Origin of the sequence: Natrinema sp. 74 (assembly GCF_046097095.1) — an archaeon.
In the GTDB taxonomy this organism is placed as follows: domain Archaea; phylum Halobacteriota; class Halobacteria; order Halobacteriales; family Natrialbaceae; genus Natrinema.
In genome coordinates, this window is record NZ_CP175698.1 from 333424 (window position 1) to 359117 (window position 25694).

The 25694-nt window shown below is 65.5% G+C and carries 24 protein-coding genes and 1 pseudogene; 14 read left to right on the forward strand and 11 right to left on the reverse strand.

All coding sequences use genetic code 11. The features are described from left to right. Window positions 1-113: 113 nt before the first annotated feature. From ACJ70B_RS01680 to ACJ70B_RS01690, 3 genes are all read right to left on the reverse strand, one after another. Window positions 114-1328, reverse strand: a complete 1215-nt coding sequence (locus ACJ70B_RS01680) for a hypothetical protein (protein ID WP_408958682.1) — start codon at window positions 1326-1328, stop codon at window positions 114-116. Between the two features lie 429 nt (window positions 1329-1757). Beyond that, on the reverse strand, window positions 1758-2807 hold the full coding sequence (gene dph2, locus ACJ70B_RS01685) for a diphthamide biosynthesis enzyme Dph2 (protein ID WP_408958683.1): 1050 nt from the start codon (window positions 2805-2807) through the stop codon (window positions 1758-1760). A gap of 52 nt (window positions 2808-2859) precedes the next feature. Continuing rightward, window positions 2860-3462: a HalX domain-containing protein gene (locus tag ACJ70B_RS01690; RefSeq protein WP_408958684.1), complete on the reverse strand. Its 603-nt coding sequence runs from the start codon at window positions 3460-3462 to the stop codon at window positions 2860-2862. A gap of 247 nt (window positions 3463-3709) precedes the next feature. Between ACJ70B_RS01690 and ACJ70B_RS01695 the strand changes: the two genes are divergently transcribed. After that, window positions 3710-4630, forward strand: a complete 921-nt coding sequence (locus ACJ70B_RS01695; protein WP_408958685.1) for a permease — start codon at window positions 3710-3712, stop codon at window positions 4628-4630. A 96-nt stretch (window positions 4631-4726) separates the two neighbouring features. Then, window positions 4727-5758 carry a hypothetical protein gene (locus ACJ70B_RS01700; RefSeq protein ID WP_408958686.1) on the forward strand — a complete coding sequence of 344 codons (1032 nt, stop codon included), beginning with the start codon at window positions 4727-4729 and terminating at the stop codon, window positions 5756-5758. A 67-nt stretch (window positions 5759-5825) separates the two neighbouring features. Here the strand turns inward: ACJ70B_RS01700 and ACJ70B_RS01705 are convergent, their stop codons facing one another. Then, window positions 5826-6008 carry a zinc finger domain-containing protein gene (locus tag ACJ70B_RS01705; protein WP_408958687.1) on the reverse strand — a complete coding sequence of 61 codons (183 nt, stop codon included), beginning with the start codon at window positions 6006-6008 and terminating at the stop codon, window positions 5826-5828. Between the two features lie 194 nt (window positions 6009-6202). On the opposite strand from ACJ70B_RS01705, the gene ACJ70B_RS01710 reads away from it, so the two are divergent. Then, the gene (locus ACJ70B_RS01710) at window positions 6203-6598 is read left to right on the forward strand and encodes a hypothetical protein (RefSeq protein ID WP_408958688.1); all 396 of its coding nucleotides are present in this window, start codon (window positions 6203-6205) and stop codon (window positions 6596-6598) included. Window position 6599: 1 nt separating this feature from the next. Further along, window positions 6600-7247, forward strand: coding sequence for an METTL5 family protein (locus ACJ70B_RS01715; RefSeq protein ID WP_408958689.1), 648 nt, complete (start codon window positions 6600-6602; stop codon window positions 7245-7247). 97 nt (window positions 7248-7344) lie between these two features. Here the strand turns inward: ACJ70B_RS01715 and ACJ70B_RS01720 are convergent, their stop codons facing one another. Further along, window positions 7345-9195 carry a rhomboid family intramembrane serine protease gene (locus ACJ70B_RS01720; protein ID WP_408958690.1) on the reverse strand — a complete coding sequence of 617 codons (1851 nt, stop codon included), beginning with the start codon at window positions 9193-9195 and terminating at the stop codon, window positions 7345-7347. 144 nt (window positions 9196-9339) lie between these two features. Here ACJ70B_RS01720 and ACJ70B_RS01725 point away from each other — a divergent pair, with 144 nt between their 5' ends. Further along, the gene (locus tag ACJ70B_RS01725; protein ID WP_408958691.1) at window positions 9340-9621 is read left to right on the forward strand and encodes a DNA-directed RNA polymerase subunit L; all 282 of its coding nucleotides are present in this window, start codon (window positions 9340-9342) and stop codon (window positions 9619-9621) included. 69 nt (window positions 9622-9690) lie between these two features. On the opposite strand, the pseudogene ACJ70B_RS01730 reads toward ACJ70B_RS01725, so the two are convergent. Then, window positions 9691-10531: pseudogene (locus tag ACJ70B_RS01730) on the reverse strand (hypothetical protein). Between the two features lie 102 nt (window positions 10532-10633). After that, window positions 10634-11449 (reverse strand): imidazole glycerol phosphate synthase subunit HisF, encoded by an 816-nt coding sequence (gene hisF, locus ACJ70B_RS01735; RefSeq protein ID WP_408958692.1) that lies wholly within the window; start codon window positions 11447-11449, stop codon window positions 10634-10636. 141 nt (window positions 11450-11590) lie between these two features. Between hisF and ACJ70B_RS01740 the strand changes: the two genes are divergently transcribed. Beyond that, a complete protein-coding gene (locus tag ACJ70B_RS01740; RefSeq protein ID WP_408958693.1) occupies window positions 11591-11779 on the forward strand; it encodes a hypothetical protein in 189 nt (62 codons plus the stop codon). Window position 11780: 1 nt separating this feature from the next. On the opposite strand, the gene ACJ70B_RS01745 is transcribed toward ACJ70B_RS01740, so the two are convergent. Continuing rightward, a complete protein-coding gene (locus ACJ70B_RS01745; RefSeq protein ID WP_007142632.1) occupies window positions 11781-12011 on the reverse strand; it encodes a ribbon-helix-helix domain-containing protein in 231 nt (76 codons plus the stop codon). 163 nt (window positions 12012-12174) lie between these two features. Continuing rightward, window positions 12175-12474: a hypothetical protein gene (locus ACJ70B_RS01750; RefSeq protein WP_408958694.1), complete on the reverse strand. Its 300-nt coding sequence runs from the start codon at window positions 12472-12474 to the stop codon at window positions 12175-12177. A 220-nt stretch (window positions 12475-12694) separates the two neighbouring features. On the opposite strand from ACJ70B_RS01750, the gene ACJ70B_RS01755 reads away from it, so the two are divergent. The 3 genes from ACJ70B_RS01755 to menD are packed head-to-tail and all read left to right on the forward strand — an operon-like array spanning window position 12695 to window position 16558. Further along, entirely contained in the window at window positions 12695-13291 is a 597-nt protein-coding gene (locus tag ACJ70B_RS01755) for a sulfite oxidase-like oxidoreductase (RefSeq protein WP_408958695.1), read from the forward strand. A gap of 55 nt (window positions 13292-13346) precedes the next feature. Next, entirely contained in the window at window positions 13347-14690 is a 1344-nt protein-coding gene (locus ACJ70B_RS01760) for an isochorismate synthase MenF (RefSeq protein WP_408958696.1), read from the forward strand. A gap of 11 nt (window positions 14691-14701) precedes the next feature. Further along, window positions 14702-16558 (forward strand): 2-succinyl-5-enolpyruvyl-6-hydroxy-3-cyclohexene-1-carboxylic-acid synthase, encoded by a 1857-nt coding sequence (gene menD, locus ACJ70B_RS01765; RefSeq protein WP_408958697.1) that lies wholly within the window; start codon window positions 14702-14704, stop codon window positions 16556-16558. A gap of 9 nt (window positions 16559-16567) precedes the next feature. On the opposite strand, the gene ACJ70B_RS01770 is transcribed toward menD, so the two are convergent. Beyond that, window positions 16568-17542: a DnaJ domain-containing protein gene (locus ACJ70B_RS01770; RefSeq protein ID WP_408958698.1), complete on the reverse strand. Its 975-nt coding sequence runs from the start codon at window positions 17540-17542 to the stop codon at window positions 16568-16570. 300 nt (window positions 17543-17842) lie between these two features. Between ACJ70B_RS01770 and ACJ70B_RS01775 the strand changes: the two genes are divergently transcribed. From ACJ70B_RS01775 to ACJ70B_RS01795, 5 genes are all read left to right on the forward strand, one after another. Continuing rightward, window positions 17843-18733, forward strand: coding sequence for a 1,4-dihydroxy-2-naphthoyl-CoA synthase (locus ACJ70B_RS01775; protein WP_408958699.1), 891 nt, complete (start codon window positions 17843-17845; stop codon window positions 18731-18733). Between the two features lie 252 nt (window positions 18734-18985). Then, complete coding sequence (locus ACJ70B_RS01780) at window positions 18986-20233, forward strand: hypothetical protein (RefSeq protein WP_408958700.1); 1248 nt, start codon at window positions 18986-18988, stop codon at window positions 20231-20233. Between the two features lie 78 nt (window positions 20234-20311). Beyond that, a complete protein-coding gene (locus ACJ70B_RS01785; protein WP_408958701.1) occupies window positions 20312-21256 on the forward strand; it encodes a 1,4-dihydroxy-2-naphthoate polyprenyltransferase in 945 nt (314 codons plus the stop codon). Then, window positions 21253-22347, forward strand: a complete 1095-nt coding sequence (locus ACJ70B_RS01790) for a mandelate racemase/muconate lactonizing enzyme family protein (RefSeq protein ID WP_408958702.1) — start codon at window positions 21253-21255, stop codon at window positions 22345-22347. Before ACJ70B_RS01785 ends, ACJ70B_RS01790 begins: the two co-directional genes overlap by 4 nt. Further along, the gene (locus tag ACJ70B_RS01795) at window positions 22344-23954 is read left to right on the forward strand and encodes a class I adenylate-forming enzyme family protein (protein ID WP_408958703.1); all 1611 of its coding nucleotides are present in this window, start codon (window positions 22344-22346) and stop codon (window positions 23952-23954) included. Before ACJ70B_RS01790 ends, ACJ70B_RS01795 begins: the two co-directional genes overlap by 4 nt. A 40-nt stretch (window positions 23955-23994) precedes the next feature. On the opposite strand, the gene ACJ70B_RS01800 is transcribed toward ACJ70B_RS01795, so the two are convergent. Continuing rightward, on the reverse strand, window positions 23995-25593 hold the full coding sequence (locus tag ACJ70B_RS01800) for a BCCT family transporter (protein ID WP_408958704.1): 1599 nt from the start codon (window positions 25591-25593) through the stop codon (window positions 23995-23997). Window positions 25594-25694: the final 101 nt, after the last annotated feature.

The window sequence follows — 25694 nt, forward strand, 5'->3', positions numbered from 1 at the left end:
AAGTGTTATCGTCTTCGCTGACGGGTCGAAGTGCCGATCGCAGGACAGCGAGGCGACGACGAGGCGCGTTCAGTCCGAGAGAGAAGGAGACAGCATACAGGGAACGGCCACGATCAGAGCGGGAACGGCACGTGCGTGTCTTCTCGCCGACGCTCGGGGTGCTCGAGGCGCTCGAGGCGCGAGCCGAGTAGCTGTCGCATCAGCACGACGAGTCCGTTCTGTGAGCCGGTCCCCGCGACGGCCGTTTCGACGGGCCCGTCGTCGTTCGACGACGGCTGCCCGATGGTGCCGAGCATGACCGCTTCCCGGTCGGCGAACACGAGCCGTCCCACGGACTCGCCGGCCGGCGGCAGGTCGAGCCAGTCTCGCTGGGGCTCCCAGACGACGGCGCCGGGAACGCGATCGCGAACGAGGTCCCGAACGCGCGGATCGCGCGATCCGAGATAGACATCGACGCCGCGATCGACCGCGTCCTCCAGTCGACGGAAACAACCCTCCTCGAGCAGGCCGGTCGTCGTAAACAGCAAGAACAGTTCGTCGTCCGCCCGCTCACAGAGCGACCGACCGGTCGCGATGATCGGCTCACGGCCCTCGAGCGTGCGAACGGCCGCTCCGTCCTCGATCTCTGCGGCCGTTTCGGCGTCAGTCACCGTCGCCCCGTCGATGGGCTGGAGCCACTCCGTGCGAACGGCGGGATGACCCTCATAGGAGGCCTGACCCGTCGTCGCGTCGTAACTAACGAGCGTGGCCTCGTTTAACATCGGCAGGTGGACGTGCACGAGCGAGGCCTGTACCTCCTCGACGCGGTCGTCCGAGACCTCGCGTTCGGTCGTATCGCCCTCTTGGGCGGCGACATCGCGAGCGAGCGTTTCCGTCGCGATCGGATGATATTGATTCTCGAGCACCGAGAGGACCGTCCGGCGGCGCTCGTCGGCCAGCGCCTCGAAGAGGCGGTCGAGGTCGTCCGCTTCCTCGACCTGGCCGGCCGAGACGGCGGTTTCGAGTCCGGGGATATCGAACGCCCGGTGAGCGGCCAGCGAAATCTCTCCGTCGTCCGTCTGCTCGAGCAGCCCCACATCCGTCAAGTACGGGAGCTGTCGGTGGTGGAGGTCGACGAGCGCCCGCTGCCGGTCGTCCTCGGTCACCGCGGCGAGTCGTTTATCAGATATTACCGCCGCATATTGGAACGCAAGATCCGCTTTCTCGACGGCGCGCGGGGACCGGTCGTGAACGAGTCGAAGGACGGCGCGCCGGTGTGCGTCGCCGAGAGCGCGGAAGAACTCGTCGCGAACATCGGCCGTGAATTCGCTCGTGCCTGAGTTAGTCATCGAATACTGGTCGGGGGCTATCAGCCAAAAGGACTGCTCCAAACAGGTTTGGTTTCAGTGCTCTGTTACGGTTATTTACCACCAAATTCGCCAATATATACCAAAGATATGTTGAACGTAGTATCGATCTCACCCTCTTAGAGCCCATTCGTGAAATTCACTGTGACGTTCTCGGAGGCCGATCGATGTCCTCCGTTACGTGAAGCGAGGGAACCGCTCCGTTCTCACGTGTCAGTCGGTCACCCCGTCGTTCGAATTCGGTGTGGAAAACTCACAACAGAATTTTTCGGCCATCAGACACCAACTATGCCGGTGGTACCCCCCGTTCGTTCGGCAAGACGGGGCGAGGTTGCGCCTCGTGTCTATACCGCACCGTGTAGAATCCGATGGCAAGACACCGAGACCGTCACCGGATTGCAGCGTCTCGCGCTACCACGTTCCGTGGAACGTGTCGAACGAGAGACTGTCGAGCGGTTCGTCGCCGACGGCGATCCGGTACTCGCCGGGCGTGAGCATTGGCTTGTGGAACTGCGGCCCGTCGTCGGTCGTGATCCGCGGACAGCCGGTGTTGACGAACGCGTCCATATCGAAGTTCCGCAGACGGTCCGGCGTCACCTCGTCCATCGTGATGAGATAGGCATCGTCGTTATCGTCGAGGATCTTCTGGGCAGTCTCCCAGCGCCCCTGTCCGATCTTGGTACAGAAGATGACGCCCCACTTCTCGGCGTCCATCGCGCGGTGGATCGCACCGTAGCGCTGCTTCATGAACTTCTCCGTGTCCGCGACGGTGACGACGTTGTTGACCGGGTCCGCGATGACGACGTGTTTGTCGGGGTGTTCCATCGCCAGCCCGAGCGGGTGGAACTTCCCACCGCCGACGTAGAGCACCTGCTCTGCGGGCACGTCTGCGCTCGCGTAGTTGCAGCCGAGGACCTGTCCCTCGTGAGTCAGCCGGTCGTCGCCGCGGCGGCTATGGACCTCGTATCCTCGCTCCTCTAGGTACTCGGTCATCTCCTCGTAGCGATTCATGTGTTGGGCCGTCGTGACGAGGCCGACACCCTCGGTCTCCTCGGGCGGCTCGAGGGTCTCGAGGGCTTCCTCCATGATTGGCGTGACTTCGACGTTCGAGAACAGCGGGACGTAGATCACCTTGTCCGTGTCCTTCATCGGCGAATGGCCGAAGTGGACGAACACGTCGGTGCGTTTCATCAGGTACGTATCGAGGTCGCAGGCTCCATAGCAGGGTTGGCCCGACAGCATGAACGTCACGTCATCGTCGGCCAACTCCCGCAGGTCGTCGGCGACGGACGGACCGCGTCGCTTCAACCCCTCGGGAAACTGCAGTCCGACCTTCGTCGCGTCACGTTCTTCGATCGCCTCGACGATCTGCTCGAGTTCGTAATCCCATTCGCGATCGTGTTTGAGACGCATTCCGGTGTTCCTAAGGTCGCCCTCGCTGTACTCCGGCTCCTGGCTCATTAGCCTCTGTTACGGCCACGCACGTATAACGGCGGCGCTTCTCGAACCGTCGTCAAGAGAACCGTTCGACCTGCTGTGTCCCGGTGCCGGCGGCGAAGTTACACGCGGTAAATGCCGCCCGAAAGTCATCGCCGTCGAACGTCGCCACCACCTCGTCTAGCTCGTCGAACAGCTCCGCGAGTCGCCGCTGTACGGCCGCGTACTCCTCGTCGGAATCGTTCGCGTGCGCGTGTGACTCGAGTTCGCCGCGTTTGGCGGCCAACGTAGCGCATTCGTCCATCAGCGCATCGTATCGGACTCGTCGCGCTAGCCGATCGACCGTCTCGCGGAGGTCGTTCTCGTTGACGGGTTTGACGAGACGGTCGCCGGGGATGTCTGTTCCGTGCCGGCTCTCGAACTCCTGGTCGGCGCTCCTGAGTACCGCGGTCGCGTGCGGCCGCGCGAGACGATCAATTTCGGTGGCGACCACGGTTCCCGACTCCGTCCGGAGATCGCTATCGACCAGCACCACGTCGGCGTCGTCGAGCCGTTCGAGGGCCTCGTCGCCGTCTGTCGTCGTCTGTACGCGATAGCGCTCGGTGAGCGAGGAGCAGCACTCGGTTACCGCGTCAGGGTCGGTGGTTGCGACGAGAACGACGGTCGTGTTACCAGCCATAATTCGTGATGGTATCACGTATCGATTCGATCGACATCAAATTATGGAATACTTCAGTTTCGTTCACACGTTTGACCGAGTCCGTCACGAGGGGGTTCGCCTATCGCGTCGACAGGTTCCATCGCAGTAGCGCACACATTTCGGTACGACGGAGCAGTTCAAACCGAGTAGGAGCGGACGACGTAGGACGGGGACGGTTCTTTTTCCGTCCCAACAGTCATAGTACTGGAGCCTAAACGGGGTGTCAATGGTAGCGGAACAGGCCGCAGACGGCTATCTCTTCGACCTCTATCGTCGATACATCGGTGAACCGGAGGACCGAACCGACGTCTACGTCGGGTTCGGGCTGTTCCTCGGCGGAATCGGGTTGGCGATCGTCGGACTCCTGTTGTTCCTGTGGGGCAACACGTTCGACGCTCGATCTCCCGGATACTTCGCGTGGGTCGGTCCCGCGTATGCACTCGAGATGATCGCGCTTCCCGTCGTGATGCTTGGGATCGTCACGCTCCTCCCGTCGGAACGGCGGATGATGTACGCGTCGGTCGGCGGCGTCGCGGTCACAGTCGCCGCAGTCGCCGGGTTCCTCTTCGTCTATCCCGATCACTGGAACGGGTACGGTAACGATTACACCGTCCAGGTGGTCGCGGTGTACGCCGTCGGGCTCGCCGGTATCACCGCCTCGACCGGTGCAGCACTGATCGCCCACTATCTCGATATGGCACAGCAGGCCGACGCGGTCGCGACCGGCGACGAGACCGACGATGAACCCGAACTCACCGACGAGGACGTCCAGCGAGACATCGACGAGGCAATGGAGGACGTCGAACTCTCCTGGGGAGGTGTCCAAAAGACCGAACACAAACGACTGAATTTCTCCCAAGACGACTTCGACGACGTCAGCGTCGACACCGACGTCGGCACGACCACGACGCGGTCGACGGGCGTCGACTCGCAGGTCGCCGGTCTCAAGGGCTTAAAAGGCGGTGAAACGAAGACAACCACCTCGAGCGCGACCGTCGACAACCAAACGGCGAAACTGAAGGAACTCCGCGAACAGCAGCGCGCGGAGGATTCGGCAACGGCCGACGACGAGGGCGTCGCCGCGACGGTGACGAATCCGCTGTCGAGTTTGCTTAAACGCGTTCGAAACGTTCTGAGCCGGAATTAAACGTCGGTTGACGGTTGAAATACGAATTGCTTTCCCTGGTTTGAGAGAGTAATCAACGCACATAGATTTATAATCCGTCGGTGGCCTTGGCCACACATGGCCAAAGGCCTAGACGTTGGAACGATGAACATCCTGTCAGCACAGCAGGATGGGAACGACACGGTTTTCGTGCAACAGCGCAACTCCTTCGTAGAGATCGAATACTCGGACATGGCCGAGCAGATGCTCTCGCGAAGCGAAGTTCTCCATATTCGCAAAGACGACAAGGTCTACGTCGTCGGCGACGACGCGTTGAACTTCGCGAACATCTTCAACAAGGAGACACGGCGGCCGATGAAACACGGGATCCTCTCGAACGACGAGCAGAGCGCGATCCCGATGATGAAGCTCATCATCGAGCAGGTCGTCGGCGAGCCCGCCTATCCCGACGAGAAACTGTACTTCTCATCCCCCGCGGACCCGATCGACTCGGATCTCTCGACGCTGTACCACCAAAAGACGATCGAGTCCTTCCTCGACGACATGGGGTATGACTCCGAACCGATCAACGAGGGGATGTCCGTCATCTACTCCGAGCTCGCGGACAACAACTTCACCGGCCTTGGCATCTCCTTCGGTGCCGGGATGACGAACGTCTGCCTGTCTTACTACGCGGTGCCCGTCATGAAGTTCTCCGTCGCCCGCGGTGGCGACTGGGTCGACGAACAGGCCGCCCGCGCGACCGGGACGCCCGTCGACAAGGTCACCTCCATCAAGGAGGACGACTTCGAACTCGACTTCACGACCGACGTCGGCGGCGTCGAGGGTGCGCTCTCGATCTACTACGAGAATCTGCTCGATTACGTCATCGAGAACATCGTCAAAGAGGTCGACGATGAAGACGTCGAAGAGGGACTCGACGTCCCAGTCGTCGTCACCGGTGGTACCTCGAGTCCGAGCGGCTTCGAGGCGCTGTTCCGCGACCATTTGGAGGAAGCGAACATTCCGTTCTCGATCAGCGGCGTCACGCACGCGAACGAACCGCTGTATAGCGTCGCACGCGGTGGGCTCGTGGCGGCCCGCTCCGACGAGGACGTCGATCACGATCAGGACGACGACGAAGCAGAAGCGGCGGCCGCAAGCGAGTAATCGAGCGGCGCTGCGGAGTCGATTTTTCGGTCGACCCACCTGAGCACCGAAAGCGGCGGCTCGGGAGTCAGCGGTCGGCCGACTGCTCGTAAAACCGATTGAACGCGTCTCGCCAGGACTCGACGTCCTCCCCGGTCGGCTGGTGTTCGACGGGGATATCGGCGAACCCACAGCGCGAGCACGTGACCGTCGACACGTCACCGAGCGAGAGTTCCTCGACCGCCCCCCCACACCGTGGACACTCGTCCATACCTGTAACTTCGCCGGGGTGTCCTTAACTCTATTCGAACGTGTCGACTCGAGAGTACGTTTGCCGTCCGAAAACGAACGTGTGCTGACGAACACGTTTACGGGTCCTCCGTCCGAGTGACATCGTCTCGGCCGATTGTATTACTACTGCGAATTCGACAACCTTTTTGTATGCAAGCCATGTATTGGCCGACAGTGAGTACGATGTCGTCTCCCGAGTCCGCGATCCAGCGCTGTCAGCCGGCCGACGCAACGCCTGTCTGTCTCGAGGCGGCCGCACTCGAGTCGACCGCTCCCGGGTATCTCCGCGAACTCAAAGCGGAGCTAACTGCAGAAGAGCTCGTTCCAGCCGAGTTGACCGTCAACGCCTGCTTCGACGACGACTGTTCGCTCGCGACACAGGAAGAGGTTGACCGGATCCGAGGGTACGTCCGCGCCGCCGCTTTCCTCGGCGTCGGAACCGTGACCGTCACCGTCGACGACGTCGCAGATCCCGAACCGGTTCGGCCCGCGCTGTCGGCCTGCGCCGAGCGCGCGGACCGCGAGGGGCTCGCGTTCGACCTCGAGGGCCCGATCGACGTCGACGGCTGAGATGGCCGGTCTCTCGCGTCGAACACTCGCGCGTCGACTCGAGTCACTCGACGATTTTGCGAAACCGGCCGCGGAACTCGAGCAGTATCTAACGCCACCGGAGCTGGCCGCTCACCTCTGTCATTTAGCGCGGCTGCAGGGCGATCTCGAGAGGCAGGTCATCGATCTCGGGACGGGAACCGGCATGCTGGCGATCGGGGCGTCGCTGTCCGGTGCCGAACGCGTAGCGGGAATCGACGTCGACGATGGGGCGCTCGCGGTGGCTCGGCGCAACGAACGGACGGCGGTCGCTGCAGACGATTGCGAGCACGCCCTCGAGTGGCTTCGAGGCGATGTCACACGACATCCGTTTTCGCGCACCGACGCGACCGTCCTTTCGAATCCGCCGTTTGGCGCACAGCGCGGGAACCGCCACGCCGACCGCCGGTTTCTCGAGACGGCGAGCGAGATCGCCGCCGTCTCCTATACGATCCACAACGAGGGCAGTCAGGAGTTCGTCGAGTCGTTCGCGTCGGACGCGGGCGGCGACGTCACCCACGCGTTCCGCGCCGAGTTTCCGCTCCCGAACCGGTTCGATTTCCACACCGAGGCACAAGCGACGCTCGCGGCCGAAGCTTTCCGAATCGAGTGGAGCGGCCGGCCGCCGTAACGAAGCGAGACGGTCGTCGGCCGTACGCGACCCCTCAAGCGGGTTAGGGTGTAACTCGGGTCGCCACGCTCGTCCAGCCGACGGTGAAAACGGGAGGTCAGTAGCCGTCGTACGTCTCCTTGCTCGCGATCGCGACCCGCGTCCCGTCGGCGGCCGCGTAGATCGTCCCATTTCGGCGTTCGAAGACGAGCCCTCCGGCCGCCGTCGTTTCGTTTTCGGCCGGGATGGGTGCAGTCGCGACAGTGTCGGTCCCGCCCGCGGTCACGTCGAGGACGAAGTCGCCTTCCTCGGAACGGATCGTCACGTTTCGCCCGGCGATCCGCATCTCGGCCGGCGACGCGTTAGATTCGTACGCGAGTTCGCGGTCCGCGCCGTCCTCCCAGAGCCAGACCTGATAGACGGTATCATTGCCGACTGGCGTCCAGCCAGTGCGCTCGACGTGGACCGCTTCCCGCCAGCCGGGACCGCCGACGTAGACCGTCTCCTCGCCCGTGAACGCGAGGCGCTGGGCACTGACCGCCTCGATCCAGATTTCGCGCTCCTCGTTGGCGACGATCACCCCGCTTGACTCGAGGCCGGCGTCGCTCTCGATGGCTTCGATGCCGATGCCGGTGACGAATTGATTCGGGACGCCCTCGACGTATTCGACGGTGTAGTCCTCGATCTCGACGGCGGCCTCGGTCGATGCGGTCGCGTCGTCGACGACGAGGAAGTTCGTGGGAACGGCTAGGCCGGCGAGGAGTGCGAGGATCCCGACGACCGCCAGGAACGCGGTTCCTCGGCGGGTCAACGTTGATGTCAGCGTCGACTCACGAGCGCGTCGCTGTGCTCCCTCGGCGATTTCGCGAATACGACCGAGCCGAGTCGCAACGGCGGTGCCGTCGTCTTCGCCCCTGGTGCTCGCTAACTCGAGCGCCCGGTCGGGCGACGGCCGATTTCCGCCGTCGGGCTCCGCCTCCGTCGTTCGAATCGATTCGGGGAGTCGTCGTTTCAGCCGCCGGGGAACGAGCGGCTTCTCGGAGGCGGTCATCGAGAGCGTGACAACGAGGGCGAGCACCGAGACGATAGCGATGCCGGGGCCCTGAAACAGGATATACGAGTTGTCGGCCCCGTACCAGTAGATCGCCCAGAGTTCCTTCGAGAATCCGAACAGGAGAACGGCCAGCCAGAGCCAAAACGGATTCGGGCGCGCGTTCCGCCGCTCGAGGAGGACGATTCCGAGGACGAAACCGAGAAAGAGCCCGAGGGCGTGCCCCTGGATCGCGATGCCGGCCCAGGAGGGCGCTGACGGCGGACTCGGTTGTGCGACGTAGATGCGAATCGGAGCCTGCAGTGCGTAATAGAGCCGCAAGACGACGCTCTGGACGCCGAGCACCCCGATGATCGTGACGATCGGGTAGTGGACGAGGGCGAAGCCGGCGAGGGCGAAGACGACGCCGGAGAAGCCGATTACGGGGCCGAGTGCGAACGCGCTCGTCACCAGACCGACGACGATGACGGCCAGCGGAAAGGACACGAACGCCCGGACTCGCGGATCGGTTCGCCACGAATCTGTGCGCTGAGAGCCGCGTTCGTCGGGATAGTGGCCCCAGGCGTACTCGGCCAGCGGTGCGACGACGATCGTTCCGGCGAGGTTACCGATGAGATGACCGGGTCCAGCATGGGAAAACGCCGCCGTTATCATCCCGAGCGGGTAGAAATATGACCACGAGCGGAAGGGAATCGTCACCGGGTCGTCGAAGGCCGTGAACCCGCTCTGAACGAACAGATAGACACAGAGGACGAACGCAATCACGACGAGCGACCCCCACGGGACGCCGTAGACGAACCGCTCTCGGAGTACTTCGCGCCAGCGCCGATTCGACCGGTGAAGCAGACTGACGATCGCGATCGATCCCACCAACGTCGCGGCGACGACGACCGTCAGCAGGCCCGCGAAGACGCGCATGTCCCGTGGTTCGAACGGGGCCGTATAGTGGTTTGCCTTCACTCGGCGCTGCTCGAGTCACGAGGGCGCGGGGCGGCCGCGGTTCGACGGGTGGCGAGCGCCGGCTTCGAAAGGTACAAGCGGTCGACGAACGGAGACGACGGTATGGAACTGCGGGTCACCGAGAGCACCGAGACCGAACTCTCCATCGAAATCGCCGGCGAGGACCACACGTTCATGAACGTGCTCAAGGGCGCGCTGCTCGAGCACGACGACGTCAGCGCGGCTACCTACGACGTCAATCCCGAACAGTCGGGCGGCCAGACCGAGCCCATCCTGACGATCAAGACCGAGGGCGCGGATCCACTCGAGGCGCTCGAGGGAGCCGCGGTCGACGTCCGCGAGAAGGCGTACGATTTCCAGGACGCGTTCGAAGCGGCCGCGTAACTGCGCCCGACCCGCGGAGCGATCGCCCCTTCTCTTTCCGCCTGGCGTTCGCGACCGTGTGAGTGACGCCTAACACGCTGCGTAGAACACATAGACCGTGCCGTCGACGACGTGGAGGTCCAATCCCTCGATGTCGTACTCCGAGCCGGTGTCGACACCGCGGCTCTGCAGGCGGTCGGCGACGCCGTCGGCGAGCGCCGCTTCGTCATCGTAGTTCGACAGCGAGAGCGTCGATGGAATTCGGCCCTCCTGGAGCGTCCCGTGACACTCGAGTCCGAAGTCGTTCAGCGAGACCGCCTCGACGTTCGCGTCGTCGTACTCGATCGCCAGATACGCGCGGTTGTAGTACTCCGCGTATGCCGCGAGACTGGGATCGTTACTCCGCGAATGTCGGCGATCGCGCTCGAGACGGTCGTGGACCAACTCCTCGGTCGCCTCGAGATCGATTCCGGCCGCTTCGGTCCCCGTACCGGGCGCATCTGGTGGTGCGGGCGATGTCGACTCCGATCTGGACAGGGTCGGGACGGAGACGACTCCCGTCGCCACCAACGCGATGACGAGGGCGACGCCCGGCGACGACCGGTAGATATGGTTTGGCGACCTCGAACCAGCTCGGCGTGTCTAGGTCGCGGTCGACGTCTTCGTACGTTCGCTCGGTCTTCTCGAGCAGCGGGCTCCCACAGCGAGAACACGGCGGCGAGTTACGGACGTGCTCGCGGCCGCAATCCGGACAGGCCCAGACGATGTCCGATCCGGCGTTGCCGGGGTCAGGGTCTGCCGACTCGCGCTCGCCTTCTTCCCTCTCGTCCACTCGAACGATCGCCTCCTCGAAGGCGTTGTGCCCGCAGGAATCGCAGGGCGGATCGTTTTCTTCGTGTGGTTTCCCACACCACGTACACCTCCACTTCACTGAACGAACGGCTCGTCCACACGCAAATAAACATATCGGGTGAGCGAAGAAAGCCGCTCGACGGACGGTTACGGGAGACGAAGCGAGAGCACGCCCACAGCGTCAGAGACGGACCGGCACGTCGTGCTCGTCGAGGTACGCTTTCGTCTCCTCGATCGAGTACTCGTCGAAGTGGAAGATCGAGGCCGCGAGGCCGGCGTCGGCACCGGCCTCGGTGAACACGTCGTACATGTCCTCGGGACCGCCACAGCCCGACGAGGCGATGACCGGCGTGTCGACGGTGTCACAGACGGCCTCCGTCAACGGGAGGTCGTAGCCGTCTTTCGTCCCGTCCTTGTCGATCGAGTTGACGAACAGTTCGCCAGCACCGCGGGCCTCGGCCTCGGCGGCCCACTCGAGGACGTCGATGCCGGTCCCCTCGCGGCCGCCCTTTTTCGTGCACTCGAACCAGCAGGACTCGCCGTCTACCTCGACGTAGTGTTCCCCCTGTTCGTCGAAGCGCCGTCTGGCGTCGACGCTGATGACAATGCACTGGCTGCCGAAGGCCGTCGCGCCGTCGTTGATCAGTTCGGGGCGCTCGAGCGCGCCGGTGGTGATCGAGACCTTGTCCGCGCCGGCGCGTAGCGTCTCTTTAATGTCCTCGGTGGTGCGAATGCCGCCGCCGACGGTGAGCGGAATGAAAATTTCGTCGGCGACGCGTTCGACCACGTTGAGCATCGTCTCGCGGCCGTCTGCGGAGGCGGTGATATCCAGAAAGACGAACTCGTCGGCCCCGGCCTCATTGTACGCCTTGGCCATTTCGACCGGATCGCCGGTGTATTTCAGATCCTCGAAATTGACGCCGGTGTAGACCGCCGGGTTCCCGTCCTCGTCTAAATCTACGTCGATACACGGGATGACTCGCTTGGTCAATACCATGTGGTTGCTATCGAGGGATTCGCGCCGCGGGTAGTAAAGGCGTCTGGATCGGGCTGGCTATGTCGTCGCGCCCGGCGTCGGCGGCCCCGCAATCGGCCCGGTGTAGGTGGTGTTAAGTGTCGGTGCCGAAAACGAACGAGTATGGCAGACAACACCGAAACCGCCGCCGGTGACGACACGGGAGCCGACGTCGGTCACGATCTCGAGGCAGCGCGCACGACCGCACCGATGAGCGAGTTCTCGGCTCGAGAAGTCGTGATCGGCGGCACCGTCGCCGTCGTCGGTGCTGCGGTTGCCTTCGGAATCCCGCTTCTGACAGTCGGCGTGTGAGTTAGAAGACGTACTCGTCGTCGTGGCCCATCATTCCGTCATCTTCGAGGCCGGTCCCGCCACCGGTCGCTCCCTCCTCTTCGTCCATCGGTCCGCTGGTCTTGTAGGCCTTGATCCCCGTCGACAGGAGATCCTCGATCGCCTCTTCGCGGTTGACGAACTCGCCGCGCTCGACCATCTGGGCGATCTGCATCTCGAGGTGCTCCGGTATGGTGATCTCTACTTTCGGCATCTGATTCGGCTTTCGGCGAGGGGGTATTTAGGTTTGACGGGGACCCAACGAGTTCACCGAACGATCTCGCGTCTCGAAACGAATGGGTGTCTCTCGGACGAAAATCGAAGGCCGAAACGCCGTGTGGGACTCGAGGGGGCGGCTCGTCGAGGCGGGAGGTCGTTTAGCGGTTGCCCATCACCGAGTCGAACGCGTTTCGCAACGTGGTTCCGGGCTGGGTCAGCGTGTCGAGTTGCTTTCTCATCCTCCGTTGGTTGAAGTAACTTGCGAACGCGAGGATCGTCGGGGGCCAGAGGCCGATGAACGTCCCGAGTTGGCGTTCGTCGCGCATAAAGTAGTAGTACAGCGCGAGTCCGACCGAGGCGGCCGATGCGACGAACGCGGGACCCATCGCCTCCTCGCCGATCTCTTCTGGTTCCTGTCCGGACATCTCTCGTTCCGTCAGCTGTTGTCTGCTCGCCATGCAACGAGAATAGTCGGGGAGACTGTACTAAGGGGTGGCGAGGGTTTCAATGGAAACAACCCGATACACAACGGAGCTGACCGTTTCGACCCCGGTTGAGTCGCCCTAATTCCATCTTTCCTCGCGCGAACGCGTACTGCCGGCGGCGAGCGGTCGCCAACTTGCCGGTACCGTTGGACGATGGCGTCACACCTACGGTGATCGGCACGGAGGAACGCGTATGGATCCAACGGACGTGACAGACCTCTATCGCGAGTTCGGCGATGAGCGATTACCGCCGGGGCAGCGTGAAACCTCGGCGTTTCCGGTCCTCTCGAAGAGCGGGACGCCACCCTGGGATCCGGAGACGTGGGAGTTCACCGTCACCGGCGCGGTCGACGAGGAGCTGACGTTCTCGTGGGACGAGTTCCGCGACCTCCCCAGCGTCACCCAGCGCCAGGACTTCCATTGCGTGACCGGCTGGAGCAAGTTCGACTGCGAGTTCACCGGCGTCTCCTTCCCCGAACTCGCCGAGCGCGCCGGCGTCCACGACGACGCCGTCCACGTCATGTTCTCCGCGCTGGACGGCTACACGACCGATCTCCCGCTCGAGGACTGCATGCGCGAGGAGGTCCTGTTCACCTACGAGTTCGACGGCAATCCGCTGCCCGACGATCACGGCGGTCCGCTCCGGGTGGTTACGCCGCACAAATACGCCTACAAGGGTGCGAAGTGGGTCGACGGCGTCGAGTTCCTCACCGACCCCGAGCGGGGATACTGGGAGCGACGCGGCTATTCACAGACGGCGAACCCGTGGGAGGAAGAGCGGTACAGCTAACGGTTCGTTCGGCGAATAGTTAGGCTGAAGGCGTGGCGGTCCTGACGTGCGGTCGATGGATCGATCGTCGGGCGAGAGTCGGCTTGCGGGCGGTGCGGACTCGGCGGACCGACCCGCCGAGCTTGTCAGTCGCAGTCGCGAGCTTGAGGACGTCTCCGTCGGTGCACTTTTTGAAGACGACGCGGTGCCGCGCGTCCAGTGGGTCGCACCCAGCGGCCTCGAGATCGTCGGCCGGGGCGTCGCCGCCCGGTTTCGGGCGGACGGTCCCGACCGGTTCGATCGGATTCGAACGCAAGCGAGCCGATTGTTCGATGGGATCGCACACGACGGTCCGCCCGACGCTCGCCCGCGGGCGTTCGGTGGATTTTCGTTCTACGACGACCACGAGCCGGGACCGCCGTGGACGGGGGTTCACGCTGCGTCGTTCGTCGTCCCGCAGGTTCTGGTCAGTCGGACCGACGACGAAACGTGGATGACGGTCCTTGGGGAGGGAGACGACGAGGCCGAGGACGGCCTCGAGCGCTGGCAGGAGCGACTGACGGGCGGATCGCGGGGACAAGCGAACGATGCGCGCCCCGGCATCGAGTCGACGACGCGCTCTACGTTGCCCGCGGAGTGGACCGAACAGGTCGAGGCCGCACTCGAGCGGATCGCCACCGGTCGCTTGACGAAGGTCGTCCTGGCACAGGCGCTGTCGGTCGACCTCGACGGAGCGGTCGACGTACCGGCGACGCTTGAGCGGCTGGGACGCCGGTATCCGAACTGTTATCGATTTCTGGTGGATCACGAGGTCGACGGAACGTTCTTCGGTGCGCCCCCCGAGCGACTGGTGTCGAAACGCGGTGACCGGGTCGAAACGGAGGCGCTCGCCGGATCGATAGCGCGCGGGGAGACCCCCGACGAGGACGAGGCGTACGCCGAGCGGATGCGAGCCGACGCGAAGTTCGGACACGAACACGGACTCGTCGTCGACGCCATTCGTGAGCAACTGGCCCCGTTCGCTCGCGACCTCACCGTCAGCGAGCGGACGATCCGCCGGCTGGCGACCATCCAGCACCTACAGACGCCGATCGAGGCGACGCTCGAGGACGACCGTCACGTCCTCGAGATCGTCGAGGCACTCCACCCGACGCCCGCGGTCGGCGGCGTTCCGCCGGCCGCCGCGTGGGAAACGATCCGCGAGACGGAGCCATTTGACCGCGGCTGGTATGCCGCGCCGGTGGGCTGGTTCGACGCCGCCGGCGACGGCGAATTCGCGGTCGCGCTCCGTTCCGGCGTCGCGACCGACGGAGCGGTGACGCTTTTCGCGGGCAACGGGATCGTCGCCGACAGCGATCCTGAGGCGGAGTGGGACGAAGTACAGCTAAAATTCCGGCCGATTTTGGACGAACTGCAATAGCACCACCATCGATGACTGCACCGAACCGCGCGACCCTCTGGGGGCGCGTCCTCGCCGACGAACTCGCAAAAAGCGGCCTCGAGGCCGTCTGTATCGCACCCGGCAGCCGGTCGACGCCGCTGACGGTCGCGTTCGCCGACCACTCCGAAATCGATGTCTACTCGCACTTAGACGAGCGCTCCGCGGCCTACTTCGCGCTCGGTCGCGCCCGCCGGACTGGCGAGCCGACGGCGCTGGTCTGTACCTCCGGCACGGCCGCGGCGAACTTCCACCCGGCCGTGATGGAGGCCGACCGGGCCCGCGTACCGCTGTTGGTTCTCACCGCTGATCGACCGCCCGAACTCCGCGATAGTGGTGCGAACCAGACCGTCGATCAGGTCACACTCTACGGCGACGCGGTGCGATGGGACGCCGACCTGCCCGAACCGGAGCCCGACGAGCGAAAGGTGCGAAGTCTGCGGACGACCGCGACTCGAGCGCTGTCGGAAACGACCGGCGTTCCACCCGGTCCGGTACACCTCAACTGTCCGTTCCGCAAGCCCCTCGAGCCGATCGAGGTGCCCGGTGACGTGCCCGACTCGTTCGCCGAGACGACGGCCGCACGAGGGCGAGCGGGGCCGTTCGTCGAAACGACCGGCGGGACGCGAACGCTCGCCGACGGCGAGCACCGAACGCTCTTGCGGGCGCTCGAGACCGCGGATCGGCCGCTGATCGTCGCCGGTCCTGCGGATCCAGAAGCACTGTCGACGCTCGAGCCGGCGGCAGTGACCGACCTCGCCGATCGACTGGGCGCGCCGGTCCTCGCGGACCCGCTCTCGGGGCTGCGGTTCGGGCCGCACGTCGGCCAAGAGAGAGCGGACGCCGAAGCGCCGCAGTCGATTTACGGCGGCTACGACGCCTACGTCTCCGAGCTACCGCACCCGGACGCCGTCCTCCGGTTCGGTGCCTCTCCCACGTCGAAGCCGCTCCGCCACTGGCTTCGTGACGCCGACGCCCGGCAGTTTCTGATCGACCCCGCGGGCGCGTGGCGCGAGGCGACGTTCACCGCGACCGACCTGCTGGCGGCCGAGCCCGGAACCGTCGTCGACGGGTTGCTCGAGGCACTCGAAGACGGCGACGCGGGCGGTGATCGCGGGGTGAACCCGCGACCGACGACCGACGACGAGTGGCGCGTCCGGTTCGACGCAGCCGAGCGCCGCCACTGGACGATCAGCGACGAGGCCGTCACAGCGGACGCGCTCGAGTCGGAGCCGTTCGAAGGGGCGATCCTCGCGTCGGTGGTCTCGAACGCGCCGGACCCGGCGACGGTGTTCGTCTCGAACAGCATGCCGATCCGAGACGCCGACCGGTTCGGACGGCCACGAGCGGCCGCCCTTACCGTCCTCGCGAACCGCGGCGCGAGCGGCATCGACGGCATCGCGAGCACGGCGCTCGGAGCCGGCAGCGCGACCGACGACCCGCTCGTGCTGGTGACCGGTGATCTGGCGTTCTACCACGACTCGAACGGGCTGCTCGCCGTCACTCGCTGCGATATCGATGCAACGATCGTCCTGCTTGACAACGACGGCGGCGGTATCTTTCACGAGCTCCCGATCGAGGAGTTCGATCCCCCGTTTACGGACCAGTTCAAGACGCCCCACGGCCTCGAGTTCGACGACCTCGCATCGTTTTACGACCTCGAGTTCGAGTCCGTCGCGCCGGCCGAGTTCGACGACGCGTACCGGCGCTCACTCGAGCAGGCCGGAACGCAGGTTCTTGCCGTCGAATTCGACTCGGCCGTGAGCCATCGTCGGCGGGGGGAACTCGAGGACCGAGTCACGGACGCGGTCGCCGCGACCCTCGCTACCGATCCGACGGACGGTTCGTAGCGGGCTTCGTCACGGACGGAGTGCCCACCACAGCGCGACGGCGTAGCCAAGCGGTACCCAGGCAAAAGCGATCGCGAGCATCCCCGACAGGAACGCCGGCTCGACGAGCGGGAAGCCGACGATTGCGGCCGGGAAGAGGACGCTCCACGCACCGAACACCGCCATCGCGAGCCGCGGCATCGTGAGCAAGTAACCGATCAGTGCGAGCGTACACGCGGCGACGGCGGCCTTGACGGGAATCGAAAACATCGGTGTGAGGCTCGCGGCGACGAACAGCGGATAGCAGAAGGCCACGGCCGCGACCGTGACCGCAGTTGTCCGATCGATCGGCGCGCCCTCCCATTCGAGGTCGACATCGCCGTCCCAGTCGTGGACGGAGTACTGGAATCCGTCGCTTGTCTCCCCGTCCGAACCGTCGGATTCGTCGGTCGCCGTCTGCGTGCCCGACCGCCCGTGACCGGCGACCCGATCGCCGTCGAACGGCCACTCGCCCGCCGCCCGTCGCCGTTTCCGTTGGTGCTGTCGTCGTGCGCGCTGGCGAGCGTGGTGACTCTGCCCGCGGTCGGCACCGTCGGTCGCGGTTCCGCCTCGCGCCTGCCGAGCCTGCTCGCGCGTCCGATCGGTGGCTTCGGCCGACCGTCCGTCGGTTCCGGAGTCGGCCGCGTTCGAGTCGGCCGCGTCCGTCTCCGCGGTCGTCGAAGTCGACGCGTCCGTCTCATCGCCGTCGCTCGAGTCGCCGCCGAACGTCGTTCCCTGGGCGAGGTCCACGTACGTCTCGTGGCCGAGTCGATCGTAGCGAGCTCGTTCCGCGCCGTCAGTGAGGACCGACTTCGCGGTTGTGACGCGCTTGAACCGCTCGGCAGCGTCGGGGGCGTCGGAGTGATCCGGGTGCGTCTCGAGGACGCGGTCGCGGTAGGCCGACTCGATCTCGTCCCGGCTCGCATCCGGGCCGACCTCGAGTACGTCGTAGTACGTCTCGCCCATCGCGTAGGCGGTTGTCCGGACGGGTGAAAAATCACTCGGGCTAGACTATCATTGCAATGGTCTGACAGCCGAACCGATTGGTCCATGTGCACACGACTGAAGCGCACGTCCGACAGATAAACCGAAATCAGCTATATAAAAATGGCTGGAATGATGGGGCGGCGAGCGAATCTGACGAGCGAAATCGCGGATTTCGGCCGACTGCGACGGAGCGGTCCGGAGTAGCGTTCGACCGCCACCGGCTTCGGCCCGATTCGAGACGCGAATCTATTTCTGCCGCCGCGGACGACACTCGAGCAAATGGTATCGGAACTCTTCGACCCCGAACAGTGGGAACCTGCTGCACTGAACGACGAGTTCAGGGACATCACGTACCACCGAGCGGTCGACTCCGGGACGGTCCGCATCGCGTTCGACCGGCCAGACGTGCGCAACGCCTTTCGGCCAGGAACGGTCGACGAACTGTACGACGCCTTGGACCACGCCAAGCGCCAGACCGACGTGGGCTGTATCCTGCTGACGGGGAACGGCCCCTCGCAGAAGGACGGCGGCTGGGCGTTCTGTTCCGGCGGTGATCAGACGATCCGGGGCGAGGACGGGTACCAGTACGAAGGAGATGAGGAGCGTGCGTCAGAGCAGGGGCGACTCCACATCCTCGAGGTACAGCGGCTGATCCGCCACATTCCGAAGGTTGTTGTCTGCGTGGTACCGGGCTGGGCCGTCGGCGGCGGTCACTCGCTGCACGTCGTCTGCGATCTCACCCTCGCGAGCGAAGGGCACGCGAAGTTTCTCCAGACCGACCCCGACGTGGCCAGCTACGACGCCGGCTTCGGCTCGGCCTATCTCGCCAAACAGATCGGCCAGAAGAAGGCCCGCGAGGTGTTCTTCCTCGGGAAGACCTACGACGCCGCGGAGGCCGCGGAGATGGGTATGGTCAACGAGGCGGTGCCACACGAGGAGTTAGAGGAGACCGCCCTCGAGTGGGGCGAGCGCATCAACTCGAAGAGCCCGACGGCGATGCGGATGCTCAAGTACGCGTTCAACATGACCGACGACGGCATGATCGGCCAGCAGGTGTTCGCCGGCGAGGCGACGCGGCTCGGCTACATGACCGATGAGGCAAAGGAGGGACGGGACGCCTTCGTCGAGGGCCGCGAGCCGGACTTCGACGACTTCCCGTGGCACTACTGACGAAGTAGCGACGTCGAAATCGGCCCACAGTCGCGTTCGCTGTGGTTTTGCTATCTCATCAATCTTGCAGTTTCGGCGGTGTCTCACCGATTTCTCGGCTGCGACGACTCGATATCTGGATACACGTACCGCTCACCGAGGAACAGATCGATCAAGTTATGACCCGAACCGCTACCGAAGACGGGGATCGCTGAGCACCCGACCGATCGATACATCCCGACCGAGAGTGAACACAGATCACGAGAGAGAAGCGTGAAGCGACGGACCCTCCTCCGGCGGACGACCGCGCTCTCGAGCGCGATAGCCCTCGCCGGTTGTGCCGCTCCGAGCGGCGAGCGCAACGAGACCGAGAACGACGATGACGAAGCCGGAAGCGGTGGGACCGTCACGGGAACGCCGGCCATTCCTCGGGTCGAGAACCCGCCGCAGGCGGTCTACCTCCCCGGCCACCACAAGTCGATGCGCGTCCTCGAGCCGGTCGATGCCGGGGACTACCGGCTGGCACCGATGCTCACGTACCCGCATCCGTTCTGGCTCGTCACCGGGGCAGAGCGCCAGCCCGTCGAGCCCGCAGCGGGCCGTGGCGTCCACCTGATGTGCACCGTCTGGGATCCGGAGACGGACACGGTGCTCCCCACGAGTAGCCCTCGCGTGACGCTCGAGCGGGCAGCCGGCGGCGCTCGGGTCACCTCGCGATCGCTGTGGCCCATGCTCTCCCAGGAGATGGGGCTTCACTTCGGCGACAACGTCGTGCTCCCGGCCGACGGCACCTACACCGCCGAGATCGAGCTCCCACCGATTCGGACGCGGCGAACCGGCTCGTTGGCGGGTCGGTTCGCCGAGCGCGCGACCGCGACGTTCGAGTTCACCTACGACGCGGCGTTTCGCGAGGCCGTCGTCGAGGGCATCGATCTCCTCGAGCGCGAGCGCTGGGGAAAGCGGGGCGCGCTCGAGCCGATGCTCGGCCGCGAGGGGCGAGCCGGCGGCGATGGGCCGGACGGCGACGGGAACCCGACCGCTGGAATCCCGTATTCCGCGCTGCCACCGGCCGAGGACTACCCCGGGACCCAGCTAGTCGAGTCGAGCGTGCCAACCGGTGTGAACTCCGGATCGACGGACGGACTGCCAACCAGCGGCGACGCGACGTTCGTCGTCACGCTACTCGAGCCCGGATCGCGACGAGCAGACGCCGACGACCGGTACCTGCTCGTCGCGCCGCGGACGCCGTACAACCGCGTTCCGCTGCCGAACACGTCGCTGCGCGCGGTCGTCTCTCGCGACGGGACGACGATGGCAAATCGAGGGCTCGAGGCGACTCTCGACGGTGACCTTGGCTTCCACTACGGGCTGGCGCTCGCAGACGTTCGCGCCGGCGATTCGGTGCGGATCGTCGTCGAATCGCCGCCGCAGACGGCCCGCCACCAGGGGTATGAGACGGCATTTTTCGAGATGGAGCCGCTCGAGTTGGCGGTTCCGGACGTGTTCGACGCGGGGCGCTGACCGTCGTCGTCCCTCGCGGGCCGGACGTGCGACTCGCAATGCCAACGTTGACACTCTCTCGAGTGGGACACTCGAGCCATGAGTTCGGCCGAGGTCGAAATCTCACGGACGAAGGCGTGGCTGATGGCGGCCCGCCCACAGACCTTGCCCGCGGCCGCGGCTCCGGTGATCGTGGGGACGGGGCTTGCGGTCCACGAGGGGGTGTTCGCGCCATTGCCGGCGGTGATGGCGTTCGTGGGTGCGGCGTTGATTCAGATCGGGACGAATTTCGCGAACGACTACTACGACGCGGTCAAGGGGGCCGACACCGACGACCGCGAGGGCTTCACTCGAGTTACCCAGTCGGGGCTCATCTCGCCCGAGCAGGTCAAACTCGCGACGCTGGCGACGTTCGCCCTGGCGATCTTGACCGGGAGCTACCTCGTCTACGTCGGGGGCGTCCCGATCCTGATCGTCGGGCTCGTGAGTGTCTTCTGTGGGTGGGCCTACACCGGTGGCCCCTATCCGCTGGGGTATCACGGGTTGGGAGACCTCTTCGTGTTCGTCTTCTTCGGGCTCGTCGCCGTGACCGGGACCTACTACGTCCAGGCGGCGGCCGCCCTCGCGGAGCCGCTCTCGACGACGATCCCGGCGGGAACGGTCACGCGCGAGGCGATCGCCGCGAGCCTCCCTATTGCCGGGCTCTCGACGGCCATCCTCGTCGTGAACAACGTCCGTGACAAAGAGACCGACGCCGAGGCCGGTAAACGCACGCTCGCGGTCCGACTCGGCTATCGGGCGAGCCGCATCGAGTACGTGTCCGTGCTCGCACTCGCCTACGTCGTCCCCGTCTGGTTCTGGCTCGGCGCGGGGTTCGGCCCCGGCGTCTTGCTCCCGCTCGGTACCCTCCCCTACGCCGCGATGGTCGCGCGGACGGTCTGTACGCGGACGGACGGCGACGCGCTCAATCCCGCGCTCGAACAAACTGGAAAGCTGATCGCGATCTACGCCCTCTGTTTCGCCGGCGGGCTGGTGGTGCTATGAACGCGACCGACGACCTCTCCCTCGAGTACCGGTCGTTCTCGCTCGCCCTCGACGAGCCCCTCGAGACGGCCGACGGGACGATCGAGTCTCGCGACGGCTTCCTCGTTCGGCTGGTCGACGAGACGGCCGCGGGCGCGGCCGGATCTCACGACGACGTCGTCGGCTACGGCGAGGCAACGCCGCTGCCGGGGTGGACGGAATCTCGCGAGGACTGCGAGGCGGCCCTCGAGCGCGCCCGGGACGCGATCGAGGCAGGTGGGCCGAGCGAGGCGCTCGAGGCCGTCGATCGCCAGGTCGCGGCCAGACACGCGCTGGCGCTCGCGCTGGCGGACTTGCAGGCGACCCGCGATGCGACGCCGCTGTACCGCTACCTCGGGCAGGGGCCGATGGTCGGCCGCGTGCCGGTCAACGCGACGATCAGCGATGGCTCGACCACCGACACGGTCGCAGAAGCGCGCACGGCCGTCACTCGCGGCTTCGACTGCTGCAAGCTGAAAGTCGGCCTCCGGAGCGTCGAAGAGGACGTCGAGCGCGTCCGGCGCGTCCGCGAGGCGGTCGGCCCCGGCATCGAACTCCGGGTCGACGCCAACGAGGCGTGGACCTACGAGGAGGCCGAGTCCGCGCTCGAGGGCTTTGCCGACCACGGCGTCTCGATCCTCGAGCAGCCGCTGCCTGCGGGCGCACTCGAGGGCCACGCCGATCTCCGGGCTCAGAGCCAGGGGGTCGACATCGCCCTCGACGAGGGGCTGCTCGAGCACGGCGTCGACGCGATCTGCGAGGCCGGCGCGGCGGACGTCGTTGTCCTCAAACCGATGGCCCTAGGCGGGATCGACGTCGCTCGCAAGGTCGCTGCCTGGCTGACCGAACTCGAGGTCGCGCCGCTGGTGACGACGACGATCGACGGTGTCGTCGCCCGCACCGGCGCGGTCCACCTCGCGGCGGCGATTCCGAACGTACCGGCCTGCGGGCTCGCGACCGGCAATCTCCTCGCGACGGATCTCGGGCGAGATCCAGTGTTGCTCGAAAAGGGGTCGGCGGTCGTCCCGCAGGCGAAAGGACTCGGCGTCTCTGACGTGTGGGCGGAGCGATGACCGGAGCGATCGACTGGCCGACGCGCGACCTCGTCGCCCACCGCGTCGCGGCGACGCCCGACCGGACGGCGCTGATCGACGTCGCCACGGAGACCGAGTGGACCGTCCGCGACCTCGACCGTCGGGTCGACCGCGCCGCGGCGGGTCTCGCGTCCGTCCTCGACGGGCGAGAGGGAGCCGGCGGCGAGCGGATCGGCGTCCTGATGGATACCCGGCCGGCTTTCGCGACCCTCTTTTTCGCCGCGATGCGGACCGGGACGACCGTCGTTCCGCTGAACGTCCGCGAGACCGTCGGCGAACTCGCCGCGACGGTCGAGCGCACCGACCTTCCCGCGGTCGTCTGCGAGCGGACTACCGAGGCGGACGCGCTCGCGCTTGCAGACGAGGCAGCCCCTCGGCCGATCGACGTATACTCGGTCGACGAGCCACACCGCGATCGCGTCTCGGAAGCGTTTCAGTCGGCCGCAAACAGCTCGTCTGACTCCGAATCGGGCTCTGACACCCGGTCTCGAGCGGTCGAGCCGGTCGCACTCGAGCGCGACGATACCCAGCTGATCATGTTCACCTCCGGCACGTCCGGCGAGCCGAAGGGCGTCCGGCTGACGGTCGGCAACCTCGTCGCGAGCGCGACCGCCTCCGCGTTCCGACTCGGCGTGAGTTCCGAGGATCGGTGGCTCTGCTGTCTCCCGATGTACCACATGGGCGGGCTCGCTCCCGTCCTTCGATCCGTGCTCTACGGAACCCCAGTCGTGATCCAGCGCGAGTTCGACGCCGAGTCGACTGCACGGGTGCTTGCCGAGTACGACATCACCGGCGTCTCGCTCGTCCCGACGATGTGTAAGCGGCTACTCGAGGCCGGCTGGGAACCCGCCGACGCGCTGCGGTTCGTCCTGCTCGGCGGCGCGCCGGCCTCGGACGAACTGCTCGAGCGCTGCCGGGAGCACGGCGTGCCGGTCTCCCCGACTTACGGCATGACCGAGACGGCGTCTCAGATCGCGACCGCGACGCCAGACGAGGTCGACGCCCACGAGGGAACGGTCGGACAGCCGCTGCTGTTCACCGATGTCTCCGTCGTCGACGAGACCGGAAAGGCGCTCGAGCCCGGCGAGCAGGGTGAACTCGTCGTCTCGGGGCCGACGGTGACGCCGGGCTACCTCGACGACGGACATACCGAAGCGGCGTTCGGCGACCGGGGACTGCACACGGGCGATATCGGCTTCCGCGACGCAGATGGTCGGCTGTGGATCCTCAACCGCCGCAGCGACCGCATCGTCACCGGCGGCGAGAACGTCGATCCCGGCGAGGTGATCGCGGCCCTCCGATCGCATCCTCGCGTCGAGGACGCGGCGGTCGTCGGTCTCGAAGACGCGGAGTGGGGCGAGCGCGTCGCGGCGCTGGTCGTTCCCGGTTCTGGGACCGATTCTGACGGTCGGCTCGAGCCCCGCTCGCTGCTCGCCCACTGCGACGATCGGCTCGCCGGCTTCAAGCAACCGAAGACGATCGGAGTCGCCGACGAACTTCCGCGGACGGCGTCAGGAACCGTCGACCGAGAGGCGGTCTACGAGCGCCTGCTCGAGGACGGTATCGACGTGACCGACTCGACGTGAGGTCGATCATCAGTCCGAATCAGGCCGCCCCTCGGCGTCGTTAATCGTCGTCGCTGACGCTTCGGGTAGCCGGCTGCGGGCGAGGGGGTTGGGGATCCGGTTTGGACGGTTCGTCGTCGTCGTTCTCGCGGACGTAGTCCCGGGCGACGACGTAGCTCCCGTACAGGACGAGCAAGAGGAACAGCGAGAACGGGAGCGCCATCGTCACCGAGAGCGACTCGATGGCGCTGAACTCCTCGAGTTTGAGCGACATCATCCCGAACAGCGCCAGCAGCGCGCCCCACCACGCGCGGTTTCGCGGGTTCGGATTTTCGTCGCCGAGCGTGATCGCCGAGATCATGAACACCGCCGAGTCGAGCGAAGTGATGATGTAGCCGGCGATGATGAAGACGAACAACACCGCGAGCACCGTCCCAAACGGCGTGATCTGGAGCGCTTTCGCGATTGCCGCGGGATTGCCGGACGCGGCCATCGCCTCGGCGACCGGTTCCTGATAGCCCGGTGCGAGCACCCAGCCGCCGATGAGGCCGTGCTGGATCCAAGTGAAGAGTGTCGGGACCACGACGAGCACGGCGAACATCTCTCGGATGGTCCGCCCCTTCGAGACGCGAGCGACGAAGCTCCCGACGAAGATGCTCCAGGCGGCCCACCAGGCCCACCAGAAGCCGGTCCAGTTGGCCGCCCAGTTGCCGCTGGACTCCGGCGCCGTATACAGCGTCAGCCGGAATAGATTGCTGAGCCAGACGCCCGTCGCGTCCAGACTCAGTTCGAGCATGTACTTGGTCGGGCCGACCGCCACGAGCAGGGCCATCGCGATGCCGATGAGCACCACCGTCGCGCGGGCCGCGTTGCGAATGCCCTTCCGGAGACCGAGCCAGACGTCGCCGAGGAAGACGACGCCGATGAGGGCGAACACCGCGTACGTCAGGATTGCCGCGTCGAGTCCGAATACGCGCCCGAGAATCGCCGACATCGTCTGTGCGCTGAACCCGAGCGTCGTCGAGATGCCACCGATCGTGGCGATGAGCGCGGCCAAATCGACCAGCCAGTAGAGGCCGGGGATTCGATCTTCGTCAATGACACCGGCGAGCAGCGAGCTGATCTTGTAATCGCCGACGCCGTCCGTATAGACCACGATCCCGAAGGCGATCGCGACGGGGAGATACCACATCGCCAGCCCCGGGAACACCTCGTGGATGAACATGAACGCAAGCGCCAGCGATTCGACGGACGCTCCCTGTACTGGTGCCGGGTCCGGCGGCGGATGCTGGACGATCGACGCCGGCTCCGCGACGCCCCAGATGAGAACCGAGGCACCGAAGCCGACGGTAAACACCATCGATAGCCACGAGAACAGGTTGAACTCAGGTTCGGCGTCGGGGCCCCCGATGCGGAGTCGCCCGTACCGCGATAGCGTGAACGCGAAGACGGTGACGAGCAGGATGAATCCGAGCAGGATGAACCACCAACCGAAGTAGGTAAGTATCCAGCTTTTCGCCCCAGTGAGCGCGCTGCTCAGTGCAGACGGGCGCAGAAAGCCGACTGCGCCGAGCGAGAGCATCACGCCCATCGTCACGACGAAGAGCGCTCGTTCCGCTCGCGACGCCTCCTCAAGGCCGAAGAGCCTCGCTATGTTCATCGTTCGATCCCCCCGATACGGCCATCTCCGGAGCAGTTGTTCGAGCGCGCACTGCCGTCACTCGCAGGGTTGCGAGTCACCATCAACTCTGTCTCCAATCC